Source organism: Paenibacillus sp. FSL R7-269, assembly GCF_000517865.1.
In the GTDB taxonomy this organism is placed as follows: domain Bacteria; phylum Bacillota; class Bacilli; order Paenibacillales; family Paenibacillaceae; genus Paenibacillus_AQ.
Map to the genome: position 1 here is coordinate 200,406 of NZ_ASPS01000012.1, position 14,418 is coordinate 214,823.

Sequence of the window (14,418 nt, forward strand, 5' to 3'; positions counted from 1 at the left end):
CATACCCGCGTGCAAAGCATCCTGCCAGGATCAGGAGACCAGCTTGCGGATCTCATCGGCAGGCAGCGGAGGGAAGAACAGGAATCCCTGAATATGCGGGCAATTATGCTGCACCAGGAAGGCCAGCTGCTCTTGCGTCTCGACCCCTTCGGCAATTAGGTCATAGCCAAGCTGGGAGGCGACGAAGACGATGGATTTGATGATAGTCTCATCAATGGAGCTGACGCCGATGCCGGTGATGAAGGTGCGGTCAATCTTGATTTTGTTCACGGGAAAATGCTTCAGGTAATTGAGCGAAGAATATTTCGTGCCGAAATCATCGATGGAGACGATGATCCCGTGATCGCGCATCTGCTGCAGCAACGGATAATGCTCCTCCAGCAGCGCGGTGCTCTCGGTAATTTCAAATTCCAGCACACCGGTATCCAGTCCGTACTCGTCAAGCACGGCGAACAGATTCTCAATCAGGTTACGGTTGTAGAACCAGCTGTTGGAGATATTAATTGAAGTCCGCAGCAGCGGCATCCCCAGGCTGCGCCACTCGCACAGCTGGCGGCATACCTCACGAAGCACCCAGTCGGTCAGCTGGATCATCAGCCCGGCTTCTTCGACTGCGGTGATGAACGTCCCTGGTCCAATCAGCCCCTTCTCGGGGTGATTCCAGCGGATCAGCGCCTCTATCCCGATCATTTCTCCTGTGATGGCGTTGATCTGGGGCTGATAGTAGAGCACGAATTCTTCCCGCTCCAGGGCGGAGTGCAGGTATTTGGCGATCATCGTCTTCTGCTCCAGCTTCTCGCGCAGCCCCCAGTCGAAGATGAAGTAATTGACGTCCTCTTGCGACTTAGCCTGGTACATAGACATGTCAGCGAATTTCAGCAGATCGTCTGTATTCTGCGAGTGTTCGGGGTACAGGGAGATGCCGATACTGGTCGACAGGCTCAGATGTGCTCCCGAGATCAGGAGGGTCTGTGAGATCAGCATGCTGATCTGACCGGCGATCACAGGAATATCCGTGTGCGGCAGCCCAGCGAAGATCATCACGAATTCATCTCCGCCGGTACGGGCGAACAGCTTGAAGGGCAGGCTCCCGGATTTGAGCCGTCCGGCCAGGGTCTTGATCACCTGGTCCCCTGTAGAATGTCCGAGAGTATCATTAATCTCCTTGAACCGGTTCAGGTCGAAAAAGAATAAGGTATAGGTCTGCGTCGGCTCCGAGCTCTGCAGCAGACGCTCGAATTCATCCATGAAGAAGCGCCGGTTGGGGATCTCTGTCAGGCTGTCGTAATGGGCAAGCTTCTCATAGAGGCGCTTGGAAATACGCAGGTCCCTGGTCCGGATGCTGACCACCCTCTCCAGTTCACGGTTGAAGCGGCTCTGATACCAGAAGATATATAGAATGAAGGCAATCACCAGCAGAAAAGCAATATCAATCCACAGCACGCTGAGCAGCACCTGCCATTTCTTGTGGGAGGGCAGGGAGATCCCCATCAGCCAGTGCTGATTGTAGGTGTTGACGGGAACGGTGAGCTGCCGGTCCAACGCACTGGATTCATTGCCGAACAGGAAGGTATGATCCTTGGTAGTGACGTAGATATTACTATCCTTATACACAAGCTGGTTAATGATATTATCAATCTTTACGGTGACGGAGACGATGCCCTCCAGAGAGTTATCCTTATAGATAGCCTGCCGGATCACCATGCCATAGCCGCCCTGGGCAAGTGTGCGCGGACCGTCTACTGTAATGCTGCGGGAACGGAGCGTTTCTTGGATCATGCCGGGAGAGGCCAGGGAGGAATCCAGCAGCAGGCTTCTGCCTAGCAGTGACGAATTGCCTTCAAGCGGGTAGAGGTAGCGGATCAGACCATCCGGAGCGATCATGATATTCGTGACGTTGCTGGTGTTCTTGGCGTGTGCGGTGACCAGGTAGCTCTGGATGAGTGCAGGATCGGCATCGAAGCCGACAGTTTGGATAAAGGAGCTGACCCCTTTCACAATGGCCACCCGTTCTTCGATGTTCGAGGCCAGCGTGACCGCCTGTGAGGCCAGATCCGCTTTCTCGGCTCTATATTCCCGGGACAGGGAAACGGAATAGTAATAGAACAGGCAGAGCTGCAGGACGATGATGAAGCCGATGATGATGCTTAAAGGCTTTTTACTAAGGAAAGCCATGGATTGCCCCCGATACCGGAAAAATAAAAGCCGCAGATGTCAAAGCGTATAATAAGCGGTTCCTAGACCGCAGGGAAATGTCGATAAATGTCGCTTGGGTATCTATAGCATGTCATTATTATCATGTTTGCGCAAGGGGATTCCTAACAAAACCCGGCTGAATCCAAAAACGGATAAACACCGTCTGCATAAAAGGGCAGTAAGCATTTATCCGAGTTTTTTGACAGAAGGGCATGGCCCTGCCCGGCTGGAAGGCCGGAGCTATTTTTTGAAGATGCCCAGCGGGGCACCAATCGGCAGGAAGGTACGTCCGAAGTGGGCGTTGAGCACAGATGCGCCGCAGCCGTAGAGCGAAACAATACCGATAGCCATTTCCGATACGGCAGCCAGCTTGTGGAAGAATTCCGCAGCAACGCCGAAGGCATCCATCGAGAGTCCGAGGAACAGGAAATCGATCAGGATGAAGATAATCAGCAGTACGCGGTTCGCCTCAACGGCGCCGAGCGTCATGAAGAGTGTGAACACAAGATATCCTGCAAAAACAAATCCCAGCTGCTTGGGATCAACGCCCTCTGCCAGCACTGCACCGAATACACCGAGCTTGATCAGCCAGCTTGCTCCCATGCCGAACCAGAAGAACGCATAGGCGCCAAAGGCAGTCATGCCGAAGGTGTTGTTGTGCTTGGCATCTTGGATGGATGCGAATAGCTGGGCGAAGGCTCCAAGGAAGATGGCCCATGGAATACAGTAGCTGAGACCTGTTGTAATTTCGAGCTTTTGTGAAGAAGCGACCAGGGTAACGATGGCTAGTCCGAATAAGCCGATGGCGCTAGGGTCGGCGGTAACGATTTTGACGGACTGTGCGGTGTGCGGTTGCGCTGACATAACAATGAAAGCCTCCAATTTTCATAAGTGTTCGCATAGGATAACAGCACCCTGGGTCGGGTGCTGTTATCAGCTTGCCTATCATATCATATCGCCAGTAGCTTGCCTATAAAGAAGTCTCTTATCGTCTGGTGTAATAATTACCTCGCTCCAGAAAAGAATATAGCGCCTGGGCCTGAAGCGGCCGGCTGATATAGTAACCCTGAAGCTCGTCGCTGCCCAGCTCCCGCAGCATATCGAATTGCTCTCTATGCTCAATGCCTTCAGAGACTACGCGCAGCCCCAGATTATGGCTCAGCTCGATAATCGCCTTGACGAGCACATCCCCTTGGGCCTCCCGCGACATCTCGGAGATGAAGGAACGGTCAATCTTGATCACATCCACCGGGAAGCGCCGCAGATAGCTGAGGGAGGAGAAGCCGGTACCGAAATCATCCAGCGAGATCCGGAAGCCATGGGCCCGAAGCTGCTGCAGCGACAGGAAGATGCCGTCCCCGGAGACGAGCACGCTCTCCGTGATTTCCAGCTCCAGGCTGGAGGCCGGCAGCTCATATTCATCCAGCAGCTCTAAGAGCAGCTCCAGCAGGCCCGGCTGCATGAGCTGCAGCGCGGAGATGTTCACTGCGGCTGTAAGCTCAAGCCCCCGGCTGCGGAAATCGCGCATATCAGAGCAGACCTGGCGCAGCACCCAGCTGCCGATGCCGACAATGGAGCCGCTGCTCTCCGCCAGCGGAATGAATTCGGCCGGTGAGATATTGCCATAGCCCGGATTGTTCCAGCGCAGCAGGGCCTCCACCTTGGACACCTGTCCATGCCCCGTGCTGAGAATCGGCTGGTAGTGCAGCTCGAACTCGTTCCCGGCGGCAGCGGAGAGGAGCTGCTGGGCCAGTACTTTTTTGCGCCGGATGCCTGCTTCCAGATCCTCTGAATACTGAAAAATATTATTGCGACCGGTCTCCTTGACGTGGAACATAGCCAGGTCCGCCTGCTTGACCAGATAATCGGCGTCTTCCCCGTTCTGCGGATAAATACTGATGCCGATGCTAGCGGTATTATATAGAAGATGTCCTTTGATCCGGTGCGGCATGGACAGGGCTTCCTGAATCCGGGAGAGCTGCCGGGCAATGCTGCCTTCATCAGGCACATCGTAGAGCAGAATGGTGAATTCATCCCCGCCGAGCCGGGAGACCACATCATGCTTGCCGACAACCTGTGTGATGCGGAAGGCAGTCTCCTTGAGGATAGCATCGCCGAAATCATGGCCGAGGGTATCGTTCACCGTCTTGAAATGATCCAGATCAATGAAGACCAGCACGATCTGGCGGTCACTTCCCTTAACGGCGGCAATCGCTTCATTTAATTTGTCGAAAAACAGGGAGCGGTTGGGCAGCCGGGTCAGCGGGTCCAGCATCGATTGCTGCCGCAGCTCGTCCTGGGTCTGCTCCAGCGAATCAATCATCCGGTTGAATTCGACCTCAACCTCGCTGAATTCATCCTGCCCGGAGCTGGGAATCCGGATCGACAGATCCTTGCTGCTGCCGATTCTACGGATGTTGCGGACCAGAGAAGACATTCTTCTCAGAATGAACCGGTTCACGAAGAGGAGGCTTGCGCCCAGCATTAACATAATGGAGATGAAATAGAATATACGGAAGGTGGAGAGCGACTTGAGCCCGCTGTTGTAGAACTGGCGGGGTTCCTTTAGGGTGAGGACCATTCCGGGATCGCCGAACAGATCGTCTAGTACTGTATGAATGCACATCTGCCCGCCTCGGGCAGAGCTAGTCCAGACGCGTTCGCCTCCGCTATCCGCAAGCAGGGGGGTGGTGAGGCGCAACATCTCCACCTTTGACAGGGTATCCTCCCAGATCTGAGCGATCCGGTCCTGGTGCAGCATCTGTCCGGCAATGGCCGTTCCGATGACCGGCTTGTCCTTGCTGCTGTTAAGAATAGGTGTAAGGGTAATTAGCATAGTCCCCTTGTCCAGATTAACGAAGCCGCTCCGGCTCTCGCCGGGAGCTTGCGGCACAGGCAGACGGCTTCGGATCAGCTTCATTAGCGTTAGCTGCTCCTGGGTTAACGGGGTGACCATTCCTGCCGGCAGATCATAAGAGCCGCCATACAGCGGTTGTCCGTCTAGATCAAGCAGGGCAATCATATCGAAATGATTCATTGGATAAGCAGCCGGTTCAAGGCTGTTGCGGATGAAGGCGGCAACCGTACTACCGGAGTCAGCAGAGCCGGTAGCTGCTGAATTCTCCATGAACCTGTAGGTTTCATCACGGACAGCAACATCAAGGAGTCCCGTTCTCAGGTTCTCCAGCTCTTGATGATAAGCAGCGGTAGCCTTGCTCAGGTTGCGCTCCAGCTCTGCCTCATCCAGCTTCTCGAAGCGGTTCAGCAGAATCAGGTGAAGCATCAGATAGGTGGCGCCAATGCCGAGGATAGCGACAAAACTAATGAAGATGATTATTTTTTGGCGGAGTTTCATCTGATCCCCTTCATTATTTAAGATTTAATAGGAAATAAGTACCATCGATTATAGTGTACCACGATTAGGGAATATTTTGCAGCGTAAATCTGTCCAAAGTGTCGAATTTTGATGTATAATAATTTAATGATAATCATTATCAAATAATAATAAAAGGAGATATTTCTTGGCATGATGGAGAAGTGGAACATATTTAAGAAAGCCTCACGGTTTGGAGTGATCCCTGTTATGCTCATACCGGTTGTCCTGGGAACGGCCGGGGCCTATGTATGGCAGGGAGTATTCCATCCGTTTTTATTTGTAATAACGTTCATTGGAGCGGCTGCAGCCCATTTATTCTCCAATATGGTAAATGACTTGTGGGATTTCCGCAACGGAACCGATACAGAGGCCCAGCATACTCCTGGAGCCATCTCCACGAACTCCGGGTTCCTGTCGGGGGGCGTTATGCGTGAGTCGCTGTTTGCTCTGCTGACCTGGGGTCTGCTGGCCGTTGCGGCTGGCTGCGGTCTGCTGCTCAGTCTCTACAGCGGCTGGGAGATTCTGTGGTTCGTGGCCGGAGGGGCGCTGATCGCTTATTTCTATGTGGCGCCGCCGCTGCGGTTCGGATACCGGGGCAAGGGCTACAGCGAGCTTGCCATCTTTCTTGCCTTTGGATTAATGCCGGTGCTTGGCGCTTATTTTGTTCAGACGGGAGCGTTCAGCCTGAAGCCGGTGCTGCTCTCGCTGCCAAGCGGGCTGCTCACTACCCTGCTGCTGTTCAATCATCACTTTCTGCACTGGAGAGCTGACAAGCAGGCCGGCAAGCTTACACTGGTCGTGGTATGGGGGGAACGCAGAGCGCTGATTTTCTCCCAGGTGCTGCTCTATATCTCTTATGCTTCACTGATTGCATGTGTGCTGCTTCATATCTTGCCGGTATATGCGCTGCTCGCTCTGCTGACAGCCATTGCCCCGATACGGATCTACCGCAGCCTCCAGCCGGAGAATCCTTCTGAAGCTTATCTGCCGCTTATGGGTGCTTCACAGCGCGCATCGGTACGCTGCGGGGCGGTCATGACGGTGGCGCTGCTGATTCAGGGTCTATTTTAGAATATAAGAAATGGATAGGCTACTACACTAAAGAAAGCGGGAGAATTCATGGACAAGCATCTGCCAACGAACGAAGATATGCCTGCAACACAGGGCAAGCAAATGGTGATCGGGGATTTCCATACGATTCTGGAAGAAGGAAAGGTCTGGCAAACGGGCGGCTTCAAGCTGTCGGACGGCTCGTTCTGGGCGTATCGTGAGCCGGAAGCGGTGGTGATCGTGCGTAATGATCATCTGTACGTACGGGCTCAGCTGAGCCGCCGTCATGATCAGGTGCAGATTCTGGATAATGCCAAGCATATGTATTATTCGGCCCGGCCGGTAGACATCCCGGAGGCAGGCGAAATCCGCTTCGAGCTCCAGATCCGCGCCCGCACACAGGGCACTGCCCCGGGGGATCTGTATGACGGCTATGTGTCACTGAATCTGCTGGACTTCACCACAGGCGCGGCGCTTGATTTCTTCGCGGGCAACGATAAATATGCGAGTGTGTACGGCATCCTTCCGTTCCCCGGGGTAACCGTACCCGAGACGGGAGGAACCAAATACTTCTGTATTTTCAAGGAGAATACGGACTTCAAGCCGCGTGAATTCAACACGTACGCCATCACCTACCACCGGGGTAACAATGAGGCTGTCTTCTATGTAAATGGCAATGAGGTGCGGCGCGAGCGGAATGTGCCCGTGAAATTCAACAGCTTCACCATTGCTCTGGGCATCATGACAGAGAAGGACCTGACCCCGGAAGGCAGCGTGTCGGCGCACGGACAGACGGTTATCGCTGAATGGTCGCCGATTACTATTACAACCACTGCACAGTAACGTGCTCATATGACTGATAAGGATGAATGGCCGTGAATATAAGAACTTTCTTCAAGTTTGTCGAGCTGCCGACGAAGGTGGCCAGTATGCTCCCGCTGCTGCTGGGGACGCTGTATGCCCTGTACCGGTTCGAGGACTTCTATATCCTGCGCTTCGTGTTGATGCTGGTGTCCCTCTTAAGCTTTGATATGGCAACAACAGCAATCAACAACTATTATGATTTCAAAAAGGCTGCCAAAACCCATGGCTACGGGTATGAGACCCATAATCCGATTGTCCGCTTCAAGCTGAAGGAGTCTACGGTGGTGGCGCTGATCGTCATTCTCCTTGTGCTGGCGGCAGGCGGGGGCATTGCCCTGGTATTCCAGACCGGACTGCTGGTATTCCTGCTCGGGGGACTCTCGTTCCTGATCGGCATCCTGTACTCCTTCGGACCGATCCCCATCTCGCGGATGCCGCTCGGAGAACTGTTCTCCGGGCTGTTCATGGGGTTCGTCATTATTTTCATCTCGGCCTATATTCATTCGGATCAGGCGGTGGTCACGCTGCTGCTGAAGGGCGAATGGATCAGCCTGCATATCAATTTCCTTGAGGTGCTGTATCTGTTCTGGTTCTCCGTCCCGGCCATTCTGGGTATTGCCGGAATTATGCTGGCGAACAATATTTGCGATATTGAAGATGATATCGAGAACCGCAGATACACGCTGCCGGTCTACATCGGACGGGAGAATGCGCTGCTGCTGTGGAGGCTGCTCTATTATGTGTCTTTTGCCGATCTGATTGTGCTGGTGCTGCTCGGGGTCCATCCGGTCCTGGTCCTGCTGCTCCTGCTGACCCTGATTCCGCTGCACCGCAATATTGCACGTTTCTATCAGGAGCAGCATAAAGGCACGACCTTCATTCTGGCGGTGAAGAATTTCGTGCTTATGAGTGCGGCAAGAATCCTTGTGCTGGGTATAGCTGTTATATGGGTCACACTAAGATAAGGAAGGTGATAACTTTGGGAGAGAAGCTTCGCTGGGGAATTATGGGCTGCGCGCAGATTGCTACGGGTTCGGTAATGCCAGCAATCCAGGAGTCCGAGACCGGAGTGATCCGGGCGGTTGCCAGCCGTGGACTCACGAAGAGCAGCAGCGTAGCCGCTGAATTCGGCATTGAGCAGGCATATGGCAGCTATGAAGAGCTGCTTGCGGACCCGGAGGTGGATGCCGTCTACATTCCGCTTCCCAATCATCTCCACTGTGAATGGGTGATCCGCGCGGCTGAAGCCGGTAAGCATATCCTATGCGAGAAGCCGATTGCGCTGAACAGCCGTGAGGCGGCCGAGATGGTAGAGGCCTGCCGGAAGGCGGGCGTTCACTTGGCGGAGGCTTATATGTACCGCCATCATCCGCGCATCAATGAGCTGCAGGTGATTATCGCCAGCGGCGAGATTGGTGCGGTGCGTTCCATCCGCGGCACATTCACCTATAACGATGCTACGGATACCTCCAACATCCGCTTCAACGCTGCCTGGGGAGGCGGATCACTCTATGATGTCGGCTGCTACCCGCTCACAGCCGCGCGGCTGCTGTTCGGTACAGAGCCTGAAGCCGTAACCGTGCACGCGCTGTTCTCGCCGGAGCATGACAATGTAGATATGGTGGCCTCCGGGCTAGTGGAGTTCCCCGGCGGGAAGAGCCTGATCTTCGACTGCGGGATGTGGGCGTACAACCGCCAGCTGCTGGAGGTCCTCGGTACGCAGGGGCGGATCGAAATTCCGATGCCGTTCAACGCCAGATTCGATGATGCGGAGTTCTTCGTGTACGGGGGCGGTGAGCCCCGGCGTGTCGAGGCCGTTGGTGCTAACCCTTACGTCCAGCAGGCCGACCATTTCGCCAGGGCAGTCTTCAGCGGCAAGCCCTGGATTGCGGAAGAGGACCCGCTGCTGAATATGAGGCTGATCGAGAGCTGTCTGGAATCTGCCCGGAGGCGTGAGCGAATCCGCTTAAGGTAATCATTCCTTGTCCGCATAGCAAATTCATCAAGAGTAGCCTAGGGGCTGCTCTTTTTGCTGTTTTCGGGTCTATGCAGAATTCCCGCTGCGATTAATCACAGGAATCAAGTGCTAAAATTTGCTAGAATAGGGTTAATGGTACTTTCTGTTGCTGGAAGGAAGAGTACGCTTACCGAAGGGAGAGAGACGTCAATGGTCTTAACGGAAGAGCCGGTTATCTCAATTGAGGGCTTGTGGATGAATTATAGTGACCGGATGGTGCTGCGGGGAATTGATCTGAAGGTATACCGTGGGCAGATTATCGGATATATCGGACCCAATGGGGCCGGCAAAAGCACGACAGTCAAGATTATGCTCGGGCTGGTGGAGGGATATAACGGAACGATACGGATTTTTGGCAGGGATATCTCAGACGGGGATACAGCGTACAAAAGAAGGATCGGATACGTGCCCGAGGTGGCAGAGCTATATGACAGCCTGACGGCGCGGGAGTATCTGACCTTCACCGGTGAGCTGTATGGACTGAAGCAGGCGGATGCCGATGACAAGGCGCGGAAGCTGATGGGGCTGCTGGGTATGGAGAAGGCCTATGATATGCGGATTGCCTCTTACTCCAAGGGAATGAAGCAGAAGGTGCTGCTGATTGCCAGCATGCTGCATGACCCGGATATTCTGTTCCTGGATGAGCCGCTCAGCGGACTGGATGCTAACAGTGTAATGGTGGTCAAGGAAATCTTCGCCACGCTTGCCGCCAGGGGCAAGACGATCTTTTATTCCTCGCATATTATGGATGTGGTCGAGAGAATCAGCAGCCGGATCATCCTGCTGGATGGAGGCGATATTGTCGCGGACGGTACCTTCACGCAGCTGCGGGAGCAGAGCCGGGAGGGGTCGCTGGAGGAGATTTTCAATCAGCTGACCGGGTTCGATCAATACAGGGATATTGCAAGTGAGTTCGTGGCTGTGATTGGCGCGGGTGCGGCGTATGACTGAATTCCGGATTCTGAAGCTGCTTGACCGGGTACAGTGGATCTTTAAGGGGCTGGGAGCCGATTATGCGCTCATGCGCCGCATTCTTCAGGTCAAGCTGACGATGGATGGCAGACGGACACCTACCCTGTTCTCCGGGTCGCAGAATTCCAAGCTGGAGATGGAGGGCTCGCCCTTCAGAGTCCAGTGGATCTATCTGCTGCTGGGGCTGATGCTGATCGCCATGGTTGCGCCCAGAGACCATCATATCCTGATGATGAGTCTGCTGTTCAGTATAGTGATGTTCCTGATCACCACAACGCTGATCTCCGATTTCTCGACGGTAATGCTGGATTTGCGGGATAAGAATATCCTCTTCTCCAAGCCGGTGGACCGCCGCACACTGAACATGGCCAAGAGCTTACATATTCTGATCTATCTGCTGACCTTAACGCTGACCTTCACCGGACCCTCGCTGCTCTTCTCTTTATTCCGGCACGGGCCGGGCTTCTTCTTCCTGTACGCGGCTGAGATTCTGCTGATGGACGGCTTCATTCTGGTGTTCACTGCGTTAATCTATCTGCTGATCCTGAGGTTCTTTGACGGGGAAAAGCTCAAGGACATCATCAACTACGTACAGATTATCCTGTCTGTGGCGGTAACTGTCGGTGCACAGCTGGTTAGCCGGATATTCAATCTATCAACGCTGGGCCTGGAATTCGCTACAGCCTGGTGGCATTTCCTGCTGGCTCCGGTCTGGTTCGGGGCACCGTTCGAGCTGCTGGGAGGCGGAACAGGAAGCCGGTCCGTGATTATTTTGACAGCGCTCTCTGTGGTGGTGCCTGCCGTGATGTTCGCCGCCTACATCCGGCTGATGCCGGTATTTGAACGCAGCCTCCAGAAACTGGCTGAGCATGGCGCAGAGGGCAGGGATAACGGGCGGTTTGCCCGGATGCTGTCGGAGACCGTGTGCCGGAACAAAGCGGAGGCCATGTTCTTCCGCTTCACCTGGTCGATGATGAAGAATGAACGCGAGTTCAAGCTCCGGGTCTATCCGACCATCGGCTTCTCGCTGATCTTTCCCTTTATCTTCATCTTCAATCAGGTATGGAGCGGCGATCTGGCCGGGATCAGAAGCTCCAAGTCCTTTTTGTTTATCTATTACAGCGCGCTGCTGCTGATGACAGTCGTGCAGATGGTCCGTTACTCGGCCAGCTATAAGGGTGCGTGGATCTATCAGGTGATTCCTTTGCCGGGCAAGGGGCTGGTCTACCGGGGAATGCTGAAGGCAGCGGTCGTGAAGCTGCTGGTTCCGCTCTTTCTGCTGGAGGCGGCGGTGTTCATCGCTCTCTTAGGCTCCTGGATTATAGCAGACATGGTAGTAGTCCTGCTGGCTCTGTTGCTGTATGCCGTTATTTGCTTCCTTACGTTCCCGAAGGCGCTCCCGTTCTCGGAGAAGTATGAGGCGGCGCAGCGGAAGGAATTCACCGGCAGCGCCTTTATCCAGTTGTTCATTCTGGGGGGGCTTGCCGGATTACACTATGTCTTCACCCTGATTCCTGCAGGAATATACATCTACATGGTAATTCTGGTAGCTGCGAATGCCTGGATCTGGCGCAGGGCCTTCCTGCCGGACGCCTCCCGGGACAACGGATTTCCAACCCTCCGCGCAGGCGGCTGAGGACAAATATGGACAATTTTTGCCGGCGTTCAAAAAAGGGTCCAAGTTCCATTATTTACTTAGACAGCCCGGTGAATACAGGGTAAAATACAGCTAATGTTAGTTTTCAGAGAATACCTGTAATCATTATATACTCTTCCATTTATCCGCTATTCGTATATTGATTTATAACTTAAGATAGACCCTGAAACGACGCTGATACTATAACCAGTGAAGAGGTCAACTATGGATCAAATGGGAATCCACTATAATATCTGGATTGTTTTACTATCCTATGGGCTAGCTGCCGCAGCAGCATACTCCGCGCTTAATCTGATTTCGCAGGTTTCCCATTCCGCGGGCCGGGTCAGACGTCTCTGGCTGCTCTCGGGTGCCTGTGTGCTTGGCGGCGGAATCTGGGCTATGCATTTTGTCGGCATTATGGCCAGCCGGCTGCCGTTCAAGGTCAGCTACCATCCGGTGATGGCTGCCGTGTCCCTGCTAATTATTATGTCCTCCTGCTATGCAACCCTTCAGATGGTTACGGCTGCCCGCCAGAGAAGCTGGCGGCTTCTTGCGGGCGGCGGCATACTCGGCAGCGGCATATCGTTCATGCATTATGCTGGAATGGCCTCCATGGAGATGGAGGCCAAGATTCATTACAGGGCAATGGATCAGGCTGTATCGGTACTGATTGCTCTTGCTGCTTCCTACATCGGAATTCTAATGTTCCACAGATTCAAGGATCATACGGTCTTCAGCCCCTGGAAGCTGTATTCGGCACTATTCATCGCCCTGGCGGTTACCGGTATGCATTATACGAGTCTGAGAGCAAGCGATCTGCATAATTACAGCTGGCAGGCGCCTGCCCCCATGCTGATGGAGACTGATGTGGTTCTGCTGACAGGGATTTCACTGGTTACCCTGTTCGTGCTGGCAATCTCCGGCGGCAATGTTTTTCTGGACAGGGATGTACTGGAGCGAATGGCCTATCATGACCCGCTCACCGAGCTGCCGAACCGGCACGGTCTGGAGCGCTACTTCAAGGATGATTTCTTCGGCGGGGTCTCCGGCGCCGTGTTTTTTGTTGACCTGGACCGCTTCAAATCGATTAATGATACGCTGGGGCACGATATTGGAGACTTGCTGCTGCGGGACGTATCTGCCAGGCTGACCTGCTGCGTGGGCGGGAAGGGGAAAGTGTTCCGGCTTGGCGGGGATGAATTCCTGATTGCACTGCCGGATTGCACCGCCGTGGCGGCGGAGGAAGTGGCACAGCATATCCTCCAGGAGCTCAAGAAGTCTTACAGCATTGAAGGTAACGAATTGTACGTAACTGCGAGTGTGGGAATCAGTATGACTCCGGCGCACGGCACCGATCGTTCAGCGCTAATGAAAGCGGCCGATACGGCGCTCTATACTTCCAAGGATTCGGGCAAGAATAAATTCAGTGTGTTCGATCTGGAGATGAACCGTCATCAGGTCCGGCGGATGTCACTTGAGAAGGATCTGCGCAAGGCGATGGCCCGTTCGGAATTCATGGTGGTCTACCAGCCCAAATGGGATTCGCTGCTGAATGTCACCGTGGGGCTTGAAGCGCTGCTGCGCTGGAGACACCCGGAGCATGGCGTCATCTCTCCGGGGGAGTTCATTCCGATCGCCGAGGAGACCGGCCTGATTGTCCCTATTACATACTGGATGCTGCATGAGGTGTGCGGACAGAATATGCTCTGGCATCAGGCAAAGGTTGCCAGTGTAGCGGTCTCGATTAATATGTCGGCGCGGATGTTTGAAAGCGGTAGCCTGTATGAGGTAGTGGAAGAGGCACTGTCGCGTTCGGGCCTTGCGCCGCATTTCCTTGAACTGGAGATTACCGAATCGATTGCCATGAACAATATGGAAGAGACGGTTGCCCAGCTCTCCAAGCTGCGGGATCTCGGTGTGCGGGTATCCCTGGATGATTTCGGAACCGGTTTCTCCTCGCTTGGCAATCTGGATGAGATTCCGGTGAACACCCTGAAGATTGATCAGGTCTTCATCCGCAAGAGTAAGATGCATTCCAAGAAAGCGATCATCAGCAACATCATTGCCATTGCCAGCAATCTGAACATGGAGGTTGTGGCCGAGGGCGTGGAGACTACAGAGCAGATTGAGCTGCTGCAATCGCTGGGCTGCCGGGTGATGCAGGGCTTCTACTACGGGCGTCCGATGCCGGTTAACGAATTGGGCCAATGGTTTATTGAGAATACAGCATAATGTATCTGATTGCTGTTGCACAAAAAAGGCTGTCCTGGATGTGGAGGGTTATTCCACATCAGGGCAGCCTTT

10 protein-coding genes are annotated in these 14,418 nt (G+C 54.0%); 7 read left to right on the plus strand and 3 right to left on the minus strand.

Translation table 11 applies throughout. From position 1 onward, the window contains the following. Positions 1-30: 30 nt before the first annotated feature. The 3 genes from C162_RS34125 to C162_RS34130 all read right to left on the minus strand — a co-directional run bounded on the left by C162_RS34125 (position 31) and on the right by C162_RS34130 (position 5,551). Positions 31-2,175, minus strand: a complete 2,145-nt coding sequence (locus tag C162_RS34125; protein ID WP_051493257.1) for a bifunctional diguanylate cyclase/phosphodiesterase — start codon at positions 2,173-2,175, stop codon at positions 31-33. Between the two features lie 261 nt (positions 2,176-2,436). Beyond that, positions 2,437-3,060 (minus strand): acetate uptake transporter, encoded by a 624-nt coding sequence (locus tag C162_RS05540; protein ID WP_036692138.1) that lies wholly within the window; start codon positions 3,058-3,060, stop codon positions 2,437-2,439. A 121-nt stretch (positions 3,061-3,181) separates the two neighbouring features. After that, a complete protein-coding gene (locus C162_RS34130; RefSeq protein WP_051493258.1) occupies positions 3,182-5,551 on the minus strand; it encodes a bifunctional diguanylate cyclase/phosphodiesterase in 2,370 nt (789 codons plus the stop codon). A 171-nt stretch (positions 5,552-5,722) separates the two neighbouring features. Between C162_RS34130 and C162_RS05550 the strand changes: the two genes are divergently transcribed. The 7 genes from C162_RS05550 (at position 5,723) to C162_RS05580 (ending at position 14,346) form a co-directional block, all read left to right on the plus strand. Further along, positions 5,723-6,643 (plus strand): prenyltransferase, encoded by a 921-nt coding sequence (locus C162_RS05550; RefSeq protein ID WP_235218357.1) that lies wholly within the window; start codon positions 5,723-5,725, stop codon positions 6,641-6,643. 48 nt (positions 6,644-6,691) lie between these two features. Beyond that, the gene (locus tag C162_RS05555) at positions 6,692-7,465 is read left to right on the plus strand and encodes a DUF6081 family protein (protein WP_235218358.1); all 774 of its coding nucleotides are present in this window, start codon (positions 6,692-6,694) and stop codon (positions 7,463-7,465) included. A 32-nt stretch (positions 7,466-7,497) separates the two neighbouring features. Beyond that, positions 7,498-8,451, plus strand: coding sequence for a 1,4-dihydroxy-2-naphthoate polyprenyltransferase (locus C162_RS05560; protein ID WP_036692279.1), 954 nt, complete (start codon positions 7,498-7,500; stop codon positions 8,449-8,451). A 14-nt stretch (positions 8,452-8,465) separates the two neighbouring features. Then, on the plus strand, positions 8,466-9,461 hold the full coding sequence (locus tag C162_RS05565) for a Gfo/Idh/MocA family protein (protein WP_179090485.1): 996 nt from the start codon (positions 8,466-8,468) through the stop codon (positions 9,459-9,461). Between the two features lie 192 nt (positions 9,462-9,653). Beyond that, on the plus strand, positions 9,654-10,454 hold the full coding sequence (locus C162_RS05570; RefSeq protein WP_036692139.1) for an ABC transporter ATP-binding protein: 801 nt from the start codon (positions 9,654-9,656) through the stop codon (positions 10,452-10,454). Further along, positions 10,447-12,111: a hypothetical protein gene (locus C162_RS05575; RefSeq protein ID WP_051493260.1), complete on the plus strand. Its 1,665-nt coding sequence runs from the start codon at positions 10,447-10,449 to the stop codon at positions 12,109-12,111. Before C162_RS05570 ends, C162_RS05575 begins: the two co-directional genes overlap by 8 nt. A gap of 225 nt (positions 12,112-12,336) precedes the next feature. After that, on the plus strand, positions 12,337-14,346 hold the full coding sequence (locus C162_RS05580; RefSeq protein WP_036692142.1) for a putative bifunctional diguanylate cyclase/phosphodiesterase: 2,010 nt from the start codon (positions 12,337-12,339) through the stop codon (positions 14,344-14,346). The last annotated feature ends 72 nt before the right edge of the window (positions 14,347-14,418 follow it).

Bases quoted from the DNA above. Each gene is read 5' to 3' on its own strand.
- C162_RS34130 (WP_051493258.1), bottom strand. From the start codon at position 5,551: ATGAAACTCCGCCAAAAAATAATCATCTTCATTAGTTTTGTCGCTATC.
- C162_RS34125 (WP_051493257.1), bottom strand. From the start codon at position 2,175: ATGGCTTTCCTTAGTAAAAAGCCTTTAAGCATCATCATCGGCTTCATC.
- C162_RS05540 (WP_036692138.1), bottom strand. From the start codon at position 3,060: ATGTCAGCGCAACCGCACACCGCACAGTCCGTCAAAATCGTTACCGCC.
- C162_RS05570 (WP_036692139.1), top strand. From the start codon at position 9,654: ATGGTCTTAACGGAAGAGCCGGTTATCTCAATTGAGGGCTTGTGGATG.
- C162_RS05580 (WP_036692142.1), top strand. From the start codon at position 12,337: ATGGATCAAATGGGAATCCACTATAATATCTGGATTGTTTTACTATCC.
- C162_RS05555 (WP_235218358.1), top strand. From the start codon at position 6,692: ATGGACAAGCATCTGCCAACGAACGAAGATATGCCTGCAACACAGGGC.
- C162_RS05575 (WP_051493260.1), top strand. From the start codon at position 10,447: ATGACTGAATTCCGGATTCTGAAGCTGCTTGACCGGGTACAGTGGATC.
- C162_RS05550 (WP_235218357.1), top strand. From the start codon at position 5,723: ATGATGGAGAAGTGGAACATATTTAAGAAAGCCTCACGGTTTGGAGTG.